This window comes from Paenibacillus sp. LS1, assembly GCF_026013365.1.
Lineage (GTDB): Bacteria > Bacillota > Bacilli > Paenibacillales > Paenibacillaceae > Paenibacillus.
Window position 1 is genome coordinate 50832 of the sequence record NZ_JAPDOE010000004.1, and the last position, 20741, is coordinate 71572.

A 20741-nucleotide genomic window follows, 5' to 3' on the forward strand; every position below is an offset into this window, starting at 1 on the left:
GCACAGTCTAACAGTTTTTACTGATCCTCCGAATATGTAATGAAGCGGTCAGGTGTTTCAGGGTGGGAGTGGAGCGTCGCCCCCGATAAAGTTTCGTTTCACCGGAGGATGGTGCCAGAGATAGAGAGGTAGGAGCAGCCAGTCGATATGGGGGTGATGACCGGTCGGGACGTTCTTCCGGTTCTGCCTCATGGGCAGCCATTGAAATACCACTTTGGTGCAGCCATTCATTAAGTCGCTTGGGATTGATTCCGAGTTGTCCGCTCAGATTACAGATATCGAGGTTTATTCTCACACAAATCCGCCTTTCCTGGAATATCGGGCTGGTAGTAGGGTTTGAAAGGGAAGCATGAATTCGAGATCGGTAAATGCTCATGTACATGTTGGCTGTGCTTGATCGGCGGAATGATCCATTGTGTTAAGAAGTAGCACAGAGGCGTCTATGTATATCGTGTAAAAACGTTTCCATGTCCGCTGTTTTGAATATTTACTATAAATTGGCTTTTAACAAGATTCTATCACTTCAGACGCAACTGCGCGTCTCAATATAGTCTCAATTTTGTGAGAAAATAGAATCAATTTCATAATACCTTATTGATAGTTTACTGAGTTATGAAGTTGATTCAAAAAATATATTAAAAGTACCAGTATCTAGTACGGAGGACATATATGGGAAATAGTAGTGAGGCTCAATACGACAAATATGTTAAGGATGGCAAACGTTTCGTTGGTCGAGCCAAGGAACTGACGACACTGGAGCAGTGGTTCGAACATCCGGAAGCCCCTTTAACCATATTTTCAATTACGGGCATGGGAGGCATCGGTAAATCTTCCTTGCTTTCAGAAATGCTATCCATATCTCGGGATCAAGGTGCAACGGCAATATGGATGGACGGCCGATCATGCGGAGCGACCCCTTCCGTTTTTATGGATTATTTGTCCTCGACTTTGGGGCTGGAGACACTGGATAGTGAAGGGTACCCGAGACCACTGAGCTTACTGAAGGACACTTCGGTCGACAAACGATTGGTGCTGGCAGTGGATAATTATGAAGAACTCGCTCTGCTGGAAAGCTGGTTTATGGAAGTCTTCATATCCAAACTTCCGTTAAGAGGAATACTTGTCATTCTTGCATCACGCCAGGAAATGGCATCCGCCTGGCGGACACATCCCCGATTGCATCGGCGGTTTGTACAGATGCGGCTTCAACATTTTACAGTAGAAGAGATTTCGGAGTATATCTCCGTTGCAGGTTCCTTGAATCAGGGCATGGCAGGCACCATTACGAGGATGACCGATGGGCATCCGTTGGGTCTGGCCCTTGCTGTGGAAGCTGCGGATCAGAGGCGCAATCTTCCCCATGCCGAATGGGCTGAGCTGTCGCATATGATCAGTGCCCGATTGCTGTTGGAACTGACGATTCCCCGTCTGCATCCCATGGTGGAGGTGTTAACCTTGCTTGGGACAGCAAATCAGGAATTGTTATCATCTGTACTGGATATGACTGTGACCCAAGAAGATTACCACATGCTGAGACAGATGTCGTTTATCCGTTCCGGCCCGGATGGTCTTGCTCTGCATGACATGGGCAGGTTGCATCTGCTGCGGGATTTTCGCCAACGTGAGCCGCATCGGTTGCAGACGATGCGTATCCGAATCGCGAAGTTGCTGAAACTGCTGCATGAACAGGCTGGGTCTCATGAGCGCCGTCAGATCGCCCGGAAGATGCTGCTGCTCTGTCAGGAATCCATGCTTCAACACCGCAAGTACGCGGATGTATCTCGTGATTCCTTGTTTACGCCTCTCGAAACGATGAGAAGAGAGGATCTGCCTGCTCTGCACGGCTTGTTACAGCAATGGTGCGAGTATAGTGTGGAGCCATGGCAGGCCGTGTCCTATGGCTCCTTCCTGGATGAACTGGCACAACGATATCCCGAAGGGATCGTATTGATGCGTGACAAGCTTGGGGAGACGATCGCCATGTTCATTACCGTACTTGTACATAGAGATAGTAGCGAACTGCTCCTGAAATATTTTCCAAATGAGATGTATGAATGCTTCGCACCGGAGGAGCTGGGTAATGATCCGGATCAGAGTGATACGCACTTTGCTTTGCTGGCTGCGGCAAGAGATGACGTGCCTGGTTACACACGAGAAGAACTGGTGGGATACATGGCACTGGATCGACTCTCTCTGCTGGGCGATGGTGCGCGAGCGATGCTGGTTGCAACGAATTCTGACCTGAAGCTATTCCTGCAGAGCATTGGCTTCCAGATGCGAGGAACGCGTACCCGTGTCTGTGACAGATTTGAGGACCGGGCGGACATACTTGATTTGGATTTGCGTAGTGGGCAATTCGGAGCATGGGTCATGTCGCTGCTTGATCCGGAATCGCAAGAGAATCGGGTACAGCCGGGAACAACAGAAGCGAATGGTGTAGTCTGGACTGAACAGGATGTTCGCAAGATGCTGGGATACCTTCGTTCTCCGGGAGAATTGCATGAATATGCTGGCAGGGTTACAGCTTTAAGGGATGGTATCCAATTACAGCTGTATATCATGGATTTGTTGGAAGGCAGAGTGCATGGCCTATCCCCTCAGGATCAGATGCTGTTATACGCGGCCTACTGGACGCATGCTGGCAATCCAACTGCCGCAGCTCAGACATGTTCCATGAGTCGGGCGACATTCTATCGCCATCTCAGAACAGCGCTGACTCGATTGGCACGGATTTTGTAACCAGAAAGGCACAGTACAGGGGAATGAGTTCATTGGAACAGGACCGATGGTACGGCCTATTAGTGGTTCAATATGTTACAACCAAAAACACGCAGTGGCGGGTGGTTTAATCCGCTACTGCGTGTTTTTGGTGTCCGGTTTATGAGGGGCTCTTATTCAGTTGGAACTTGATGATGCAGCCCAACAACTATTGCTTGGTTTGCACTAACCAATCTGCCAGTTCTTCCGTTTGTGTGAGAATAGCGATGGGGTCCCAATACCAGGAACGATCCGCTCCCCAGATGTATACATGATCATTTTTGACAGCGTCCAAACCACCCCAGATCGGGTCTGCTTTCAGGGTGTCCATCGTTTGGTTATCCGTAGTCAGGATGATATAATCTCCGGCATATTTTGGCAGCACCTCAGCCGAGAGACTTGCCCAGCCTGGATCTTGTAACTCGGCCATGACTGCTACTGGAGGTTTGAAGCCGAGCACGTTATATATCGGTTGACCGCCTTTGCCATAGTTGGCACCAACGGTTGAGATATCTTTACCCATATACTCCAATATGGAGAATGTGCTGTCTGCTGGAATAACGTTCAGTACTTTTTCTTTGGCGGCAGCTGTACGACGGTCGTACTCGGCAAGCCAGGATGCTGCTTCCGTTTCTTTGCCTAATAGTTCTCCAAAATAAGTGATCTCCTCATGCACACTTTTGAACGAAGCATACGGTACGATGACGGTGGGAGCAATCTTAACGAGTTGCTCATTCATCTCGGTATACGTGTCGTCCATAATGATGAGATCCGGCTCCATGGCAGCAATTTTCTCCAGATTGCCGTTTCCATCCCCCAGATCTTCAACATCCTTCAGCACATCGTTTAAGTAAGGATTAATAATATGGTGACTGGACGTTCCGACAGGGGTTATCCCCAAAGCAATCAAGCTACCCAGATATTCACCGGCTACAATCCGTTTCGGCTGTATGGGCACTTCGACGTCTCCGGTAACGGTGGATACGGTTTTGGTCTGTGGCTGTTCGGACGTTGATGAACCTGCAGCTTGTTCTTGATTGGTGCTCTTCGATGCAGTTCCGTTTTCGTTTGCAGCAGAAGAGTTGTTCCCTACAGTTCCTGTTCCGCAAGCGCTGAGCAGCAACATGAGACTGAATAATAATACGACGGCTGTCGATGGTCTTGACCCGCTATACATGTTGATTTCGTCCTCTCCATCACGATCTGGTTGATAATCATTATCATCTATACCAGTATAACGGAGCGGTTTGGGAGGGCCAATGGATAATCTCATGGTTGTAGAAGGACAATCTTCCAGTCCGGGACGCTTTGCCTGTTGTGCCCGATAATGAGAGGGAGAGACACCTTTATATTTTTTGAACAACCTTCCCAGATAAAAAGGGTCCTGATACCCGATGCTGGCTGCGATTTCTTTTAACGTGGCATCTGTCTCTAGCAGTAGCGCTGCGGCCTTGTCGATCCTGACTTTAATGAGATAATCAATGGGACTAAGGCCTGTCCGGCTTTTGAAATAGGAAGACAGGTGTGCGACGCTGTAGTTCAGACTCTCGGAGAGTGATTCCAGCGTTATCGCATCTGCGTATCGTGTTTGAATGATCGTAATGATCTGTGCCGCTAGATCACGCTTGTGTGAACGCGTGCCCTGTGTCTGTATCTGATTCAACAACTCGCTGATCAATTGCAGCATCAGGCTTTTGGCACGCAATGGTGCAACGGGATCTGTCTTCTCCCATTCCTTGTACATGTCGGTGAACAAGCGATACAGCATGACAGGATCGGAAGGAAGCAGGCTATATGTGGTGTCGAAAGGGCGCAGCTGACTGGCAACTTCCTTGAGTGTCTGACTTATGCCTGATGGCAGTGTTGCTTTATAATAAACGGCATAATATTCGTAGCCTTCCGGTCCGGGCTCTATCGTAAGGTTGCTGCCTTTACCGGTATGGAATACCTGGAATCGTCGGGCACTGTGTGCTGTTTCATTCAGCATGATCTGTGCGCTTCCGCGGACCGACAGGATCAGGAGGCTGGCAGGCACAGCGTAAGAACGTACGGACTGCCCTGGTTTGAACATCACGCGGCGGACATCATACATTTTGCAATAAGCGTGATTCCATAACAACATGTGATTCGGGATATCCATCCTTTGCAACTCACCTTCTTATTGAAGCTAACGATATTTCGTTTCATTCATTATAACGACAAGAAGAGGCTGGTCATAGACCAAGCCTCTTCATGCGATTATAGAGCGTTGCCCTGGAGATGCCGAGTTGCTTCGCGAGTGTTCGTTTGTTGCCACCTGCGTACTCCAGATATTGAAGTAGAAGTTTCGCCTCATAGGTGTCCAATTTTTGCTGATAGGTATCCTTGGAGACGAGTTTGGAATCATCGGGATTATGCACACTGGCAGCAGTTCGAGCTTCTTGTCCCTTTGCCGCCAAATGCTGACGTTGCTCATGTTCACTGTTGGCATGTGGATGAATTTCCGATGTCAGCTGCACTTCGGACTGTTCTTGGGCGATCAGGGAGATAAGGGTATCGGGCAGGTATTCCGGCTTGACCTCACCATCTGTCGTCAGAATGGTCAGACGTTCTATTACATTTCTTAATTCACGAACGTTGCCTGGCCAATCATACTGGAACAGCAACTTGAACACCTCAGGTGGAACCAGCTCAATATGACGATTATAGAGCAATGAGAACTCTTGCAGGAACGTCTGGGTTAATTCATATATATCTTCCTTGCGCATGCGCAGGGGAGGAATGATGAGATTAATGACGTTAAGTCGATAATACAGATCTTCGCGGAATTGATTGCGGGCAATCATGCTGAGCAGGTTCTGGTTGGTTGCGGCGATAATCCGGCAGTCGGCCTGTTTCATACGCGTTCCTCCCACAGGAAAGTAACTCTTCTCCTGCAATACCCGAAGCAGCTTCACTTGCAGTTCCAATGGCATCTCACCGATCTCATCCAGAAAAAGGGTACCCCCTTCGGCAAGCTCAATCTTGCCCTTTTTGCCTTTGGGATCAGCTCCGGAGAAGGCGCCCTTCTCATAGCCGAATAACTCACTTTCGAACAAGGAAGCGGGGATTGCCCCACAGTTGATGGCGATAAATGGTGCAGTCTGCAATTCACGAAGATCATGAATGGCTTTGGCGAATAACTCCTTTCCGGTGCCACTCTCTCCGAGGATGAGTACGGTTGCTGGGGTGGTGCTGATCTTGCGGATGGTATCCAGACACTGGCGAATGACCGGGCTGCTACCTTTGATACGAGCAAATGGATCAGTGTCAGGACGGAGTCTGGCAACAGCTTTCTCCAGATGTTGGACTTTGGATGTCATATGTAATAGTTCCTGATGTAATCGGATTTCGGTTGTGATATCTACTTCCGCAGCTACTGCGCCCACAATGCGTCCATCCAGCTGAACCGGGCGGGCATTGATCAGAGCGAACAGATCTGGTCTCGGCTGATGCTGTTTGCGGTAGACCGTTTCTCCGGTATATAACGTCTTGAGGGACTGGAGGCGATCAGGCGGAAAAAAGTCTGCGGCAGGCTGTCCTATAATATCATTTTTGCTAATTGAAAATACATGCTCCGCACCAGATGTCCAGTAGGCCACCTTGGCTTCTTCATTGATCAAGGTCAAGGCAGAACCGGTTGTTTCCAATGTGGTCTCAAAATAGGCTTCCATCAGCCGATGTGCATGTATCATCGCATACAAGACATCGGATACGACGATATATCCCAATAGGGGTCCATCATCCTGAATGAACAGATAGGAAGATGTGTCGAATAAGGAGATGGTATCTACCAGAGATGTTGTTGATGGAATGGTGGGCGTGGAGAGACCTGTATCCAGAGTACCCATATCCGTACGCAATAAAGACATTAAATCAGGAAGTAAATGTTTCATCGGCATCACCTCAGTTGGGGTATAACGTTCAGAACTATACCTGTTACAAGGAATTCTTGTGATTTGAGTAATTGGAAATATTTGAGTGAAGATAGTTATCCATATTATAGCTTTCAAAATGAACTGTGTATAGATTTTTTGACATGAAGCATACATAACGCGATCAAAAAAAGTAGTTTAATTTGTTTTGTGTATATATAATACGCTTTCAATTTTATTATTTGGGTTTAGTTGCTGAAAAATATTAAGTTAGTGGGAATTTGAGTCAGGTGTGAGTCATTAAACATAACATTTAATTCGGGATGAAAGGTTATTTTTAAAGGTTAAGTGATTCTATGGACTGCCCCCTCAATTTGTCCACACCATTAAAAATCTTCTGAATAATACTATAAGAAGGACTGAATGAATTCAATTAAAGGAGGGTGATGAAATGGCTATTCTATCAACTGGCCCCATAGAGAATAATATTTCAGGGATAACGGGTATCCGACCTACTCAATCCGTTACGGTCAAAATTGATAACCGGAATGAGACAGAGATGTTCACGGTGCTTCTTCGGGGCTATTACCTTAATGGAGTCAGAACATTATATGTAGAAGAACTGCTCAATGTATCACCTAATCAGGTCATAACCAAAGATTATGATGGGAATTTTGACGCTTTCGAGTTTGTATTTTCAACCTCAGACACGGCTACTGAGGAAGCCCAAATATCCATATGGGGCAAAGGTACTGAAGACGAGTTAGTCGCAGCTCACCGATTGGTATCTCAGGAGTTGTTGGGAGAGACACAGAGTACAACGGGAAAAGGTTTATCCTCATATGCATATATTTTTAATACATCAGCTCAGACTGTTGCTACCGAAGCAGACATAACCTTTGACAGTAACCAAAATCTTACAAATATTACTCATACACCTAATACCGCTGAGATTATTATTGGCAATGCCGGGGACTACGCGGTATTTTTCATCGTTGCAGGTGTACAGGCGAACCAATTCACCCTTTATCAAAACGGAGCCCCTGTAGGGGGCAGTGTCTATGGTAGTGGTGCTGGTACCCAACCCAATCCGGGAATGGTCATTATCACTGCTGCATCAAGTGATGTACTGACATTACGGAATCATTCCAGTGCATCAGAAGTTGATCTGCAAACCCTGGTAGGCGGAACACAGATCAATGCCAATGCCTCTATCCTCATTCAACAATTAAGTAGTTAAACTTTTCAAGGTTGAAATTATATTAAAAAATGGGTGTGTCTAGAAAAATAGACATTTAAAATTGAGGATGCTAATTTTTTAGACATTAAGAGAAGAACCGAAGAAAAAGAAAAGTTGAATGCTCTGGTAAGGTGGTCGTACAGAAAAAACCATGTGCCCCGAAAGAAAGAGGCAGCATGGTTTTTATTTTGTCTTTGTTCATTTATATATTGATTCAGCTGAGGTAACTAGCGGAACATATTCTTAACGACCATCCAGAGATTAGCCGGTTTTTCGGCCAAACGGCGGGTATAGTACGGATACCACATGGTGCCATAAGGTACGTAACAGCGAATGCGATAGCCTTCTTTGGCGAGACGTTCCTGTTCGCTCATGCGCAGACCATATAACATCTGAAATTCAAAGGCATCCGGCGAGATTCCCCGATCCTTGGCGTATTGTTTCGTCCAGTTAATGATGTGATCATCATGCGAGGCAACCGCAGTGTACACACCCTGATCGAGGTGGTTACGAATCATCGTTTTGAATTGATGAATGACTTCAGAAGTATTCTGATAGGCGACTGATCCGGGTTCTTTGTAAGCACCTTTAACCAGCCGAAGCCGAATGCCTTCCCGAATCATATCACGTGTATCTTCTTCGGTGCGATGCAGGTAGGCCTGCAATACTGTGCCTGTATTATGCAGTCCTTCCGAGTGCAGTCTTCGCACGATGTCCAGCGTCGCTTGAGTAAATGGACTATCCTCCATATCAATTCGGACAAAAAGATCATGCAATTTGGCTTGTGAAGCAACGGTACGGATATTTCGATAGCCCTCGTCCGGGTCGAGTGCGAGGCCCATCTGGGTTGGTTTCAGCGAGACGTTGGAATCTGCCTTCTCACGTGCAATGCCTTCTACCAGTCGTACATACTCATCTCTGTATAATGCCGCTTCGCTCAGGCGGGTGATGCCTTCGCCAAGATGATCGAGCGTAGCCATAATGCCTTTGTTGTTGAGTATGCGGATCTCTTCGAGAGCTTCTTCCAAGGTGTTTCCTGCAATAAATTTGCCTGCCAGCTTCTTACCATATCTAATGGACAGGTTCTCTACAGCTTTGTTGCCTGCCACGGTTAATAAGGTTTTGCGATATATTTCCGTTCCCACGCTCATCTTCGTTTCCTCCTTATTCCTTCTGTATCCTTAATTCAAGCAAGATATGTGCCAGATGTGGCGGTGGTCTACTATTTTTATTTGAAAGAAAGCTGTAGTGGAAGGTTATTCTGTCATCGGAGTGGCCCGTGTGAATTTTCTTTAGTTGAATTTAACGAGAAAAATATTTCAATTCCAACCGGAGTTGGCACGGATTTTGCTACATATATTTGATGATGAGTACCATACAAATTAATTCAGGCGAGCAGCCAGCGAAACCTAACATCCTGAAGGAGGAATCATTCATGAATATCCCTTTTGTTAACGAACCATTCACACCCTTTGCGGTCCCGGCGAACCAGGAAGCATTCGAAGGCGCACTTCGTCAGGTAGAAGCTGAACTTGGGCGGGAATACCCGATTATTATTGGGGGTCAAAAAATAACAAGTAGTCGCACGTTAACTTCCGTGAACCCCGCAGCCAAGAATCAAGTTGTCGGAACGATCCATCAGGCAGATCAGGAATTGGCCGAAAAGGCCATTCAGACAGCAGCGGAGACATTCCAGACCTGGAAACATACCGACCCGAATGAACGGGCCCGTTATCTGTACAAAGCAGCGGCCATTATGCGCCGTCGCAAGCATGAGTTCTCCGCATGGATGGTCTATGAAGCGGGCAAGACCTGGCCTGAAGCTGATGCGGATACAGCAGAAGCCATTGATTTTATGGAATTCTACGCACGGGATATGCAGCGACTGAGTGAACCGCAGCCCCTCGTACGGATTGCAGGAGAAGATAATGAACTGAGCTATATTCCGCTGGGCGTTGGTGTTGTCATTCCACCTTGGAACTTCCCGCTGGCGATTATGGCAGGCATGACTTCGGCTGCACTGGTATCTGGCAACACAGTGGTCTTGAAGCCTGCCAGCACAACGCCGGTGATTGCGGCTAAATTCATGGAGCTGCTCGCAGAAGTTGGCTTGCCAGATGGCGTCGTGAACTTTTTACCAGGACCAGGCAGTGAAGTTGGCGATTATCTCGTGGATCATGCGCTTACCCGTTTTATCAGCTTTACCGGTTCCAGAGATGTAGGACTGCGAATTAATGAACGTGCAGCACGTACGGCCCCAGGTCAGAAGTGGATCAAGCGGGTCATTGCAGAGATGGGTGGCAAGGATTCCATCGTTGTAGACAGTGACAGTGATCTGGAACTGGCGGCAGAGTCCATTACAGCTTCGGCATTTGGTTTCTCAGGACAGAAATGTTCGGCGTGTTCCCGTGCCATTATTCATAAGGATGTATATGATGAAGTGTTGCAAAAAGTGATTGAACGGACACAGAAACTGACGATGGGCAGTCCGCTTGAAGTGGGCAGTCAGGTTGGGCCGGTTATCGATGACAAGGCATATGCGAAGATTACGGAATATATTGAAATTGGCAAGAGTGAGGGACGTCTTGTGCATGGTGGCGGTACAGGGAACGTTGAAGGGTATTTCATTGAACCAACCATTATTGCGGATGTGGACCCGAAAGCCCGGATTGCGCAAGACGAGATTTTTGGACCAGTGCTTGCGTTTATCAAAGCAGAATCCTTCCAGGACGCACTGGATATCGCCAATAATACGGACTATGGCCTGACTGGCGCGGTGATCTCGCGTAATCGTAAACATCTGGAACAGGCAAGAGGCGAGTACTTCGCGGGTAATCTGTACTTCAATCGAAAATGTACCGGAGCACTGGTGGGCACGCATCCATTTGGTGGATTCAACATGTCGGGCACGGATTCCAAGGCAGGTGGAAGAGATTATCTGCTGCTGTTTACACAGGCGAAGCTCGTATCGGAGAAATACTAGGACAGATTATCCTTGAATCCGACTAAAAGAGTGCTTACAATCGCTTGAATAGTATGCTATTATCCCTGCAAATGCTTTTGTTCGGATATGCTTATTACCCAGCAACGCATAAGGAGGGAAACGGATGTTAGGTGTTCAGTTGGTACAGGAACAACGTATTCGGCTGTCCATCACGCCGGAGATGAAACAATCCTTTCATTTGCTAACGATGTCTGGTCAGGATCTCAATCGTTATTTGCAGGATGCGGCGGAAGAAAATCCCTTGCTTGAACTGGAAGAACAAGCTGCGCCTCTCGCCCGAATTCCGCGGCGAATGGATCAGCGCAGATATGCTTCCTATGATCCGTTACTTCAGGCCAAAGGTGCCGAACCTACATTGGAACAATTGCTGATTGCACAAATTCGAGTGATGACACTTCCAAATGAATTGGAAAATATGGCAGTATATTTGGCAGGCTGCATTAATGATGATGGATATCTGACGGTTGAACTGGCAGAGGTGCAAGCAGTACTGGGGCTACCGATGAGCGAGGTTGCAGGAGGACTGGAGCTTCTCCAGTCGCTGGACCCCGCTGGTGTAGGAGCGCGGAATTTGCAGGAATGTCTGTTGCTCCAGATCAGGCGTGATCCATCTGCTGCGCTGAATGCGGAGCGGATGGTGGAAGTGGGATTGGAAGCACTGGTTCCTTTTCACCCAGGTAGAACAGGGAGTCGATTAGGTATAACTTCACGAGAAGCTCAGACTGCCTATGACTATATTACACGTTTGGACCCCAAGCCTTGCCGATCCATCGGATGTACGGAACGACCACATTACATTATCCCGGATGCTATTGTCGGATTGCGTAACGGTGAGGTGCATTTCAGTCTACATGCGGCAGGTAACCCACGTGTATCCATGAATGAAGCATGTTTCCGCTGGATCAGAGATGAGACTCCAGACGAAATCTGGTCTACCCGAGCGGCAGCGGCGAGGGCTATCATTCGCAGTGTACACCTGCGGCGCAGGACGTTAATGCGTGTGCTGGCGGCCGTGATGGAAGAGCAAAAGCAATTTTTACTCAACGGACCATCCGTGATAAAACCGCTTAATCTGGCTATTATTGCAGAGAAGATTGGCATGCATGAATCAACGGTAAGCCGTGCGGTGAACGGTAAATATATAGACACCCCGTATGGTGTATATGAACTCAGAGCTTTTTTTGCCTCGGGAATTGGTACAACATCAGGGAATAAAACATCCGCCTCAGCAGTAAAACGGAGATTAAAAGAAATCATTCGCATGGAGCAGGCCCATCGGCCACACTCGGACAGTCAATTGGCGACATTGCTCGCCGAAGACGGGATTATCATCTCCCGCAGAACAGTCGCCAAGTACCGGGAGGAGCTTCACATTCTGCCTTCCCTTGAGCGCAAACGGTGGGCTTAATGGAGTAGCTGGTGTCTTATCATCTCCAAATAAAAGAGCCCCCGCAAACCGGAAATGGTTTGCGGGGGCTCTTTTGTGATGTTATTCGTGTTTGATCTTCTGCATTCCTGCATTGGATTTCCTGATTCCTACAAGCGTTCCATATTACGCAGGAAGTGTTCTCCGGCAATACCTGGCGTGGTCATCTGCTCTGGATGAAGAATTTCTTCCAGCTCTTCCGGTGTCAGCAGTCCGCGTTCCAGAATGATCTCCTGCAAGGTAAGTCCAGTCTTGAGAGCTTCCTTCACGATGGAAGCTGCCACATTATAACCTAAGTGCGGGTTCAACGCCGTAACCACACTGAAGCTCTGCTTCATGATTAATTCGCAGCGCTCACGGTTGGCTTCCATCTCTTCCACCGCATAACGCGTGAAGACATCAATGCCGTTATTCATGATTTTCAGCGATTGCAGCAAGTTGAACGCAATAACTGGGCCCATAACATTCAGCTCAAATTGACCGGCTTCACACGCCATACAGATTGTATGGTCGTTCCCCATCACCTGGAAGGATACCTGGTTAATGACTTCTGCCATAACCGGGTTCACTTTACCTGGCATGATAGAGGAACCTGGCTGACGCGGTGGCAAGCGTAATTCATTGAATCCAGCACGCGGACCAGAAGCCATCATGCGAATATCATTACAGATTTTGGACAGGCTGACCGCACATACCTTGAGCGCCGCTGAAAGTTCCAGATAGGCATCCGTGTTCTGCGTCGCATCCACAAGATCTTCTGCTGTCTGTAGTGGTAGTCCAGTAACATCAGACAGGTGTTCCGTAACCTTGACGATATATTCGGGTTTCGCATTGAGCCCTGTACCTACCGCAGTTGCACCCATGTTAATCGTAAGCAGGCGACGATTGGCGAATTCAAGACGCTCGATATCCCGTCCGATGACGCGGGCATATGCTCCGAATTCTTGTCCAAGGCGAATAGGCACGGCATCCTGAAGATGGGTACGGCCTACTTTGACCACATCGTTGAATTCCTCTTCTTTTTTACGGAACGCATCCTGTAGCCTTTTCATCGTAGCCAGTAACGTCTCGGACAGTCGATACGCGGCAATACGCAGTGCTGTAGGCACCACGTCATTGGTGGATTGGGACATGTTCACATGATTATTGGGATTGCAGTGGAAGTAATCTCCCTTGCTCTGCAATAACAGTTCAAGTCCGCGATTGGCGAGAATTTCGTTCATATTCATATTCATGGAGGTGCCTGCACCGCCCTGAATGGAGTCCACAATAAAATGATCCAGATGATGGCCTTTCATCATTTCTTCAGCAGCCATGACGATGACATCGCCAATTTTGCTTGGTAGCATTTTCAGTTCCATATTCGTAATTGCCGCAGCTTTTTTCACCGCAGCCAGAGCTGTGATCAGCTCCCGGTGTACCGGAACGCCGGTAATCGGGAAGTTCTCCACGGCCCGCACCGTCTGAATGCCGTAATAGGCATAAGCCGGAATTTCTTTTTCACCGATAAAATCTTTCTCCGTCCTTGTGGACATAGTAGACATTTCGTTCGCCTCCAGTGGCATCCAATAAATAGGTCAGCTCCGGCATTGCCGAAGCGCACTCAGTATATCATTTAAGCAAAATGGATGCCAAGCTAAATCATTTCGCCTGATTTGCCGATATTAATTTAAATTAGGGATTTGTTTTACACGTAGTTAATCATTAAAGGGGGCTGAAAAGCTTGTCTTATTCATTATGCACTACTTGGTAGAGAAGTCATGCATGAACCATAAGCAGAGAGTGGATAGAACGTTTTCAGTGATGTATGTCACATGATATTTGGTACATGATTGGTAAAATAGGAAAAAAGGACTACGGGGTGTAAATATGAAATGGACTTTAGGCGCAAAGACAGTCGCGGGTTTGGTACTGATCTCAATTATTACGTACGGAACTAGCGGCTTTTTTATATTTTTCCTCCAGGACTGGCTCTCATTTAACATGCCAAGCTGGTTGTATATCTCCATCATCCTTGTTATGGGGGTGTGTTGGAACGGGATTCTGGGGTGGGTCGCCTCTCGCTGGCTGACTCGTCCGATTGTTCATCTGTCTCGTGCGGCACAACAAGTTTCATCCGGAGATCTGACAACGGAGATTCCGCAGCGTCGTACACAGGATGAACTTACAGTATTATATGATGCTTTTCGTGTAATGGTTTCTAATCTGAGAAGTATTGTAAACGATATCGCGGACAGTACACGGACCACCTCACAGAACGCGCAGTCGCTTAGTGAAGCGATTACCCAAGCTGCGGAGCAGATCGAGATGATGTCCGAAGCGGTGGATCATATAGCGGTGGGAGTAGAAGAGCAGAAAGTTACTTCCCATCAGTCTTTGATTACTGCGGATGAGATGTTGAATGATTTCCAGCGTATGCATAGCCAGTCGATGGGTATGACAGAGATGTCCGGTCAGATGGAACGATCCGTGGATCACACGAAGCAGACCTTCTCATCGCTGATGAAAGGAATGGACGAGCTGGCCGAGTCGCACAATCGTTCACGCGACATTATGCTGTTGCTGGAGAAGGAAGCTTCCGATATCGAGGTAATTACCCAGTCTGTCAAAAATATTGCTGAGGAAACAGGGTTACTTGCCCTAAATGCTTCCATTGAGGCTGCACGAGCTGGCGAAGAAGGTTCTGGTTTTGCAGTCGTGGCGCAGCAGATCCGTAAGCTGGCAGACGAGAGCAAGGAATCGGTACATCGTATTAATGAGCTGATTAGTCGTGTACAGCAGCGGATCAGGGAGACAGCGCAACTGTCTCATGAGCAGCATGGTCTGGTGATTAATGAATCTGAACGGACCATCTCTGTGGATCAAACGTTGCATGAACTGACAGGCACGGTGGAAGTATTTATGAAGGGTGCACATGATATCGGTTCCAAGATTGCAGAACAGACTGGCCGCGTTGAGCAAACCCACGGTCATGTGAAGAAGATCCAGGGGAAAGCCGGATCGTTCTCGGATGAGGCAAGACGAATCATGGATGCCGCACACGAAGAGACAGCCATCATGGAGGAGATTTCCTCCTCGGCTGAAGAACTGAGACAGTTAACGGATCGATTAATGGACAAAACCAAAGCATTCCGGATGCAGCCTTGAGCTGTGTTCGGAATTTTTTTGCTTTTTGAGAAACAATTTTGACTTGGGAATTTGCTTATTCTGGTTAAAGCCGAACGTTCTTTCGTGAAAACAGAAATTTGTAAAGAATTTTTTTGAAAGATTAACAAATTCGCAACTTGCAGGCGATAAATGAAGATATAATAGGATTATCACAACAGAAGAAGGAGCCCAGTATATTGAAAACTTGGACAGGTATCCTGCTGATGATTATTTTGGCGGTAGCTACGATTAGTACAACTTCAGCTGCCAGAACCATGAATGAATCGCAAAAACAGCTTAACATAGATGATCAATCCAGCCAGACCGAAGTGGTAGAGGCTTCCAATATAGATAAAATGCATGACGCAGCGAATACAATGCAAGAATCGATTCCTGTTAAAGAGCAGTACGTTTCAGTTGCATCGGAAAATGAGAACATTAGATTATACCCTATGAAAGTTGAGGGTTCAGGATATATATATAACGGAATGACTTTGGAAGTGGACGGCAAGACGCGAGAATTCAGTGATTGGCAAGGAGAAGGCGGGTCTTACAAACCCGAAGTACACGAGCTGGATCTGAACGGAGACGGCCAGAAAGAGATTGTTGTTTTGTACACGGGAGGACATGGAACAGGTATTTATTTGGGACAAGCACGTATTATTAATCCAGTGACGCTGGAAGAGATGAAGATGCAATCTCTCGAAGAGATCGTGAAGCAGCATGTACAGTCGAAAGTTACGGTTAGATCAGACCATGTAGATGTTGATGTCACCGTTGATGGCGTACAAGCAGAGCCTTCACGGATCGAGGAAGACACAATTGGTGGCGAATATAACGAAGAGTTGGGATTCGGTGGAGTGACGTATTACAGTGTGGAGGATGGTAAGCTTGTCGTATCAGCAGCAGGATCTTATGGTTTGGGTCTATACGCTGGTGATCTGACATTTGCTTATGCGTATCAAGATGGCGAATGGAAGGCCGCAGATCTGAAGTACAGCATGGAAATATATGAAGAAGAATATTATGAATCCTTTGATTGATATTTAGTCAACAGTTAACAGAATATCTCCCTTTCTGTCTTTACGGACAGTGGGGAAAAGGGCGAGGCTGAAAAAAATCGTGACATACAGCCTCGTTTTGTGCTGCCCAGACATAGGAAATGTGTACTAAAAATGCAGGAAACAATTGACATGATCACTTTAGTCGTTTAAATGTATAAAGGATAACTCATTTAACGTTCAGGAGGGATTTTGATGAAGAAGAAGGTTGTACTGGGTTTAATGGTAGGCACATTAACGCTTGGGATCGGAACAGGTGCACTCGCAGCAACAGGACTGGAACAAATTAAAGCTTATCTGAACAGCAAAATTACGCTGAAAATGAATGGTGCCACAGTGACAGCCAAAGATGCAAATGGTAAAACGGTGTTGCCGATCACGTACAATGGAACGACTTATTTGCCTGTGCGTGCCGTGGGTTCATTGCTCGGGACAGAGATCACTTATGACAGTGCAACCTCTTCGGTGTTGATTGGTGAGAATAATGGTTCCGCGCCATCTGAAAGCGATAAACTGACGCTCAGTTCACTCGGAACATCCGTACTGGGGACATCCGCATGGCATACCAAAGATCCTGCGGAGACTACTTACAAAGGCAAAGATTACAAAGATGTATATCTGCATACGGATTCCGTGAAGCAAGGGGATGACTTCCAGATCATGACGGGCAAAACGTATTCTTCCCTCCATCTGGAACTGGCTGCTCTTACAGGGAATCAGGAGATACAGGTAATCAACCAGGACAATACGGTTCTTAAAAAGCTGAGTCTATCGCCAGGAAGCGGTTTGGTAAGCCTGGACGTGGATGTATCGGGTACTGATGCTATCTTTGTTGAAATTGTCACAGAAGATCCAGGCTCGTCCTTGTTCGTTCCGTTGACTTCATCGTATTTGGTCAAATAAAATAAACGTAATAAAAAACGATTATCAACGGTGATGTTGCTGGATCAAGTCCACCACACACATTGTGATAATCGTTTTTATGTTTAACGGATGACGGTGTCGAGTGGTTTGAGATTGGCTTCAATCTCGGCACGGCGACCTTCAAGGAATGGTGGCAAAGCGAGCGATTCTCCCAGATGTGCCAATTCTTCGTCTGTATCGAAGCCGGGACCATCGGTTGCCAGCTCGAACAGAATACCGTTCGCTTCACGGAAATACAGGGAGCGGAAGTAGAAGCGGTCTACAAAACCGGAATTCGGGAATTGGAAGTTATGAACGCGTTCCACCCATTGTTTCAGTTCTTCTTCATTATCCACACGGAACGCAACATGGTGCACGCTACCACGGCCAGGACGTTCTTGGGCAAGGTCATTACGCTCTTCAACATGCACTTCGGAGCCGCTGCCACCTTCGCCTGACTCAAAGACCAGTACATCAGGTTGACCTGGAGTAAAGGCAGGGTAACTTCCTTTGGCTCTGAAACCAAGCAGTTCGGTAAGAACCGGAGCAGTGAGGGAGGCATCTTTTACCGTAAGATGGATGGGGCCAAGGCCTACAATGCCAAACTCAGGAGGCACAGGGCTCTGATCCCATGGTTTACCACCAGCGACACCTGTATTGTGTTCATCCGAGACCAGAATCAGACGTTGTCCTTCAAAGTCTGCGAATGAGAGCGTGGCACGACCACCGCGTTCAACAATCTCTCCATGAGGGACTTCGAATTCGTCAAAACGCTGCTGCCAGTAAGTAAGTGCCGCATCATTTGGCACACGCAGTGACGTTGCTGAAATGCTATTCACGCCTTCACGCGTCTGTCCTGCCATCGGAATTTCGAAGAAGGTAAGCTCGGTACCCGGATTGCCTTTCTCATCGCCATAGAAGAGATGGTAGACGGACACATCGTCCTGGTTGACTGTTTTTTTGATGAGGCGTAGACCCATGATATTGGTGTAGAAACGATAGTTCTGATCGGCATGTGCTGTTAAAGCTGATACGTGGTGAAGTCCTTTGATTTGCATAATAATTCCTCCTAAATTTAGGTTATACGTTCAACAAAGGATTATTTACACTGGCACTTCGATGACAGAACAACCTTCCGATCGCTGTTATCCCCAGATTTTTTGATTCCTTTTTGAAAGGGGAAATCCGGGGATAAAGGCGACCGCTTCGCTTCTTCAGGTTTTTTCTGTCCTCTCCGTTATCGTGTAAAAGTGTAGTTGAACATATTTTGTATTTTTAATTTTTTTGTCTATTGAGAAAGTTACTAACTTTTAGTTTGTTTTGGTTCTGAAATTATCTTAACATAAAGATATTTAAATTACAATGCTTATTTAGAATTCCAACTGGACAGCTCTTTCATTCAATGGCAAAATGAAAAAGTTAACATTAAAGAGAGATAATGTTGGTGAGATGATCGCAAAGGAGAGAAGAGATGCATGGCGTATCCACCATGGCTGGACCCTTATGATGCAGAGCCGTTTATTCTGTTCTCCACTTCACATATCGTTTCCATTAGCTTAATTACAGCATTGATTCTCCTGATGTTTTTGCTTCGACACCATCTTCGATCATGGTCAGAGAGGGCACGTCGCACACTCCGGATTGTTCTAGCCTGCATCATGTTCGCTTGTGAAATCGTGCTGCAACTCTGGTATGTGTATGGAGGGATATGGAGCCTGCAGACGTCACTGCCACTTGAACTTTGTAGCCTGTCTCTACTATTATCGGCGTTGTTGCTACTGACACGCAGTCGACTGTTACATTCAGCACTGTTATTTGCAGGCATCGCAGGAGCCCTTATGGCGATTCTGACGCCTAATCTGGGCTATGGTTATGCACATTTTCGATTCATTCAATTTTTCGTCGCTCATGCCTGTATCATTCTGGCTTTACTCTACATGACCTGGGTGGAACAACTACGACCTAGTTGGAGATCTGTAGCAGGTTCGATGATATTTGTGAATGTGGCTGCACTAATTGTATACGTTGTGGATGTCTTGCTTGATGCGAATTACATGTTCTTGAGATATAAGCCGAGTACACCCTCGGTGCTGGATATGTTAGGTCCGTATCCCATGTACATCCTTGGGGAAGAGATACTTGCACTAGTCTTGTTCTCGCTGATGTACATTTTGCTCTTTGCCATTCCAGACAGGTTCAACCATCGTGTGAAAAAAGGTAAAAGCTCCGCGGTGTAGTGATAATCCTTGTAGTTGCGCTGCGCCGGAATATGAACTTTTTATAAATAAAATATCCCGCAGTAAGCTGACCAATTCAGATCGCTTGCGGGATGTTTGGGCGTTGTCCCTGAACTGGGGCCAACTTATATTATAAGTTTATCCACGGAGCAGAGATTCCGCACCATCCACGTAGATTCGTGTACCTGTAACATGAGAGGCTTCATCGGAAGCGAGGAATAGAACGAGGTTAGCCACTTGCTTCGACGTTCCAGGTTCACCCTTGAGCGGATGTTCATGACCCTCAGGGAATTCAACAGGGATCTGTACTTCTTTCAGATCATCCGACGGGTAGGTGTTATCATCAATGTTGGTATCGATGGCTCCTGGGCAGACGGCGTTAACACGGATTTTATAACGAGCCAGTTCCAGTGCAGCCATCTTGGTAAACGCGGTTTGTCCCGCTTTGCTGGAAGCGTATGCAGAGAACCCGATACCTGAGAAGACCCGGTTACCGTTGATGGAACTGGTGATAATGATGCTGCCGCCATGTTCTTTCAGATGGGGGATGGCATATTTGACGGTTGCGAAGGTTCCGCGCATATTGATCTCCATCGTCTGGTCCCAGTCCTCCATTTCCATCGTTTCAATCGGGGCCATCGTTCCGTTGATGCCAGCATTTGCAAATATGATATCCAGTTTACCCGCTTCTGCTGCAGCCTGATTAATCGCCTTCTGCACATTGTCCGGTTTGGAGATATCACATTCGATCACATACGCTTCTCCGCCAGCCTTTTCAATCGTCTGCTTCGTTTCCTCCGCATTTTCGGGTGTACGATCCAGCATGTATACTTTGGCTCCATGCTCGGCGAAACGAATAGCGGTAGCCTGACCAATACCTGATCCACCTCCAGTTACAATCGCAACTTTACCTTCCAAACGTTGTTCAGTCATCTCTGATCCCTCCGTATGGTTATAGATTATCGTTGTACGCTCTACTTCTACATACCCGGCTCAAGTCTGGTGAATCATATGTGTCTATATCAAAAGAACAGGACCGCAACGCGGCCCTGTTCTGGGAGCAGATCATCTTC

The 20741-nt window shown here is 47.0% G+C and carries 15 protein-coding genes; 8 read left to right on the plus strand and 7 right to left on the minus strand.

The features are described from left to right. Window positions 1–7: 7 nt before the first annotated feature. A complete protein-coding gene (locus OM416_RS17445) occupies window positions 8–295 on the minus strand; it encodes a hypothetical protein (protein ID WP_264931620.1) in 288 nt (95 codons plus the stop codon). A gap of 374 nt (window positions 296–669) precedes the next feature. Here OM416_RS17445 and OM416_RS17450 point away from each other — a divergent pair, with 374 nt between their 5' ends. Continuing rightward, window positions 670–2739 (plus strand): ATP-binding protein, encoded by a 2070-nt coding sequence (locus OM416_RS17450; protein ID WP_264931622.1) that lies wholly within the window; start codon window positions 670–672, stop codon window positions 2737–2739. A gap of 187 nt (window positions 2740–2926) precedes the next feature. Here the strand turns inward: OM416_RS17450 and OM416_RS17455 are convergent, their stop codons facing one another. Next, window positions 2927–4897: an AraC family transcriptional regulator gene (locus OM416_RS17455; RefSeq protein ID WP_264931624.1), complete on the minus strand. Its 1971-nt coding sequence runs from the start codon at window positions 4895–4897 to the stop codon at window positions 2927–2929. A gap of 73 nt (window positions 4898–4970) precedes the next feature. Then, a complete protein-coding gene (locus OM416_RS17460; RefSeq protein ID WP_264931626.1) occupies window positions 4971–6671 on the minus strand; it encodes a sigma-54 interaction domain-containing protein in 1701 nt (566 codons plus the stop codon). Window positions 6672–7101: 430 nt separating this feature from the next. Between OM416_RS17460 and OM416_RS17465 the strand changes: the two genes are divergently transcribed. Continuing rightward, window positions 7102–7890 (plus strand): hypothetical protein, encoded by a 789-nt coding sequence (locus tag OM416_RS17465; protein WP_264931628.1) that lies wholly within the window; start codon window positions 7102–7104, stop codon window positions 7888–7890. 227 nt (window positions 7891–8117) lie between these two features. Here the strand turns inward: OM416_RS17465 and OM416_RS17470 are convergent, their stop codons facing one another. Beyond that, window positions 8118–9041: a proline dehydrogenase family protein gene (locus OM416_RS17470; protein WP_264931630.1), complete on the minus strand. Its 924-nt coding sequence runs from the start codon at window positions 9039–9041 to the stop codon at window positions 8118–8120. A gap of 284 nt (window positions 9042–9325) precedes the next feature. Between OM416_RS17470 and pruA the strand changes: the two genes are divergently transcribed. Together pruA and rpoN are read left to right on the plus strand one after the other, a co-directional pair. Continuing rightward, complete coding sequence (pruA, locus tag OM416_RS17475; protein WP_264931632.1) at window positions 9326–10873, plus strand: L-glutamate gamma-semialdehyde dehydrogenase; 1548 nt, start codon at window positions 9326–9328, stop codon at window positions 10871–10873. A gap of 124 nt (window positions 10874–10997) precedes the next feature. Next, entirely contained in the window at window positions 10998–12302 is a 1305-nt protein-coding gene (gene rpoN, locus OM416_RS17480; RefSeq protein ID WP_264931634.1) for an RNA polymerase factor sigma-54, read from the plus strand. Between the two features lie 128 nt (window positions 12303–12430). Here rpoN and OM416_RS17485 read toward each other — a convergent pair whose 3' ends face one another. After that, the gene (locus OM416_RS17485; RefSeq protein WP_062832945.1) at window positions 12431–13864 is read right to left on the minus strand and encodes an aspartate ammonia-lyase; all 1434 of its coding nucleotides are present in this window, start codon (window positions 13862–13864) and stop codon (window positions 12431–12433) included. A gap of 325 nt (window positions 13865–14189) precedes the next feature. Between OM416_RS17485 and OM416_RS17490 the strand changes: the two genes are divergently transcribed. From OM416_RS17490 to OM416_RS17500, 3 genes are all read left to right on the plus strand, one after another. After that, a complete protein-coding gene (locus tag OM416_RS17490; protein ID WP_264931637.1) occupies window positions 14190–15467 on the plus strand; it encodes a methyl-accepting chemotaxis protein in 1278 nt (425 codons plus the stop codon). Between the two features lie 197 nt (window positions 15468–15664). After that, window positions 15665–16510, plus strand: coding sequence for a hypothetical protein (locus OM416_RS17495; protein WP_264931641.1), 846 nt, complete (start codon window positions 15665–15667; stop codon window positions 16508–16510). Between the two features lie 213 nt (window positions 16511–16723). Continuing rightward, the gene (locus OM416_RS17500) at window positions 16724–17431 is read left to right on the plus strand and encodes a copper amine oxidase N-terminal domain-containing protein (RefSeq protein WP_264931643.1); all 708 of its coding nucleotides are present in this window, start codon (window positions 16724–16726) and stop codon (window positions 17429–17431) included. Window positions 17432–17514: 83 nt separating this feature from the next. On the opposite strand, the gene OM416_RS17505 is transcribed toward OM416_RS17500, so the two are convergent. After that, a complete protein-coding gene (locus OM416_RS17505) occupies window positions 17515–18489 on the minus strand; it encodes a ring-cleaving dioxygenase (RefSeq protein ID WP_264931645.1) in 975 nt (324 codons plus the stop codon). A gap of 417 nt (window positions 18490–18906) precedes the next feature. On the opposite strand from OM416_RS17505, the gene OM416_RS17510 reads away from it, so the two are divergent. Next, window positions 18907–19668, plus strand: a complete 762-nt coding sequence (locus OM416_RS17510) for a TIGR02206 family membrane protein (protein ID WP_264931647.1) — start codon at window positions 18907–18909, stop codon at window positions 19666–19668. 138 nt (window positions 19669–19806) lie between these two features. On the opposite strand, the gene OM416_RS17515 is transcribed toward OM416_RS17510, so the two are convergent. Beyond that, entirely contained in the window at window positions 19807–20601 is a 795-nt protein-coding gene (locus OM416_RS17515; RefSeq protein ID WP_264931650.1) for an SDR family oxidoreductase, read from the minus strand. Between the last annotated feature and the right edge of the window lie 140 nt (window positions 20602–20741).

Excerpts from the sequence above, each read along its gene's own strand:
- OM416_RS17450 (WP_264931622.1), top strand. The coding sequence starts at position 670 with ATGGGAAATAGTAGTGAGGCTCAATACGACAAATATGTTAAGGATGGC.
- OM416_RS17455 (WP_264931624.1), bottom strand. The coding sequence starts at position 4,897 with ATGGATATCCCGAATCACATGTTGTTATGGAATCACGCTTATTGCAAA.
- OM416_RS17460 (WP_264931626.1), bottom strand. The coding sequence starts at position 6,671 with ATGAAACATTTACTTCCTGATTTAATGTCTTTATTGCGTACGGATATG.
- OM416_RS17465 (WP_264931628.1), top strand. The coding sequence starts at position 7,102 with ATGGCTATTCTATCAACTGGCCCCATAGAGAATAATATTTCAGGGATA.
- OM416_RS17470 (WP_264931630.1), bottom strand. The coding sequence starts at position 9,041 with ATGAGCGTGGGAACGGAAATATATCGCAAAACCTTATTAACCGTGGCA.
- pruA (WP_264931632.1), top strand. The coding sequence starts at position 9,326 with ATGAATATCCCTTTTGTTAACGAACCATTCACACCCTTTGCGGTCCCG.
- rpoN (WP_264931634.1), top strand. The coding sequence starts at position 10,998 with ATGTTAGGTGTTCAGTTGGTACAGGAACAACGTATTCGGCTGTCCATC.
- OM416_RS17485 (WP_062832945.1), bottom strand. The coding sequence starts at position 13,864 with ATGTCTACTATGTCCACAAGGACGGAGAAAGATTTTATCGGTGAAAAA.
- OM416_RS17490 (WP_264931637.1), top strand. The coding sequence starts at position 14,190 with ATGAAATGGACTTTAGGCGCAAAGACAGTCGCGGGTTTGGTACTGATC.
- OM416_RS17500 (WP_264931643.1), top strand. The coding sequence starts at position 16,724 with ATGAAGAAGAAGGTTGTACTGGGTTTAATGGTAGGCACATTAACGCTT.
- OM416_RS17505 (WP_264931645.1), bottom strand. The coding sequence starts at position 18,489 with ATGCAAATCAAAGGACTTCACCACGTATCAGCTTTAACAGCACATGCC.
- OM416_RS17510 (WP_264931647.1), top strand. The coding sequence starts at position 18,907 with ATGGCGTATCCACCATGGCTGGACCCTTATGATGCAGAGCCGTTTATT.
- OM416_RS17515 (WP_264931650.1), bottom strand. The coding sequence starts at position 20,601 with ATGACTGAACAACGTTTGGAAGGTAAAGTTGCGATTGTAACTGGAGGT.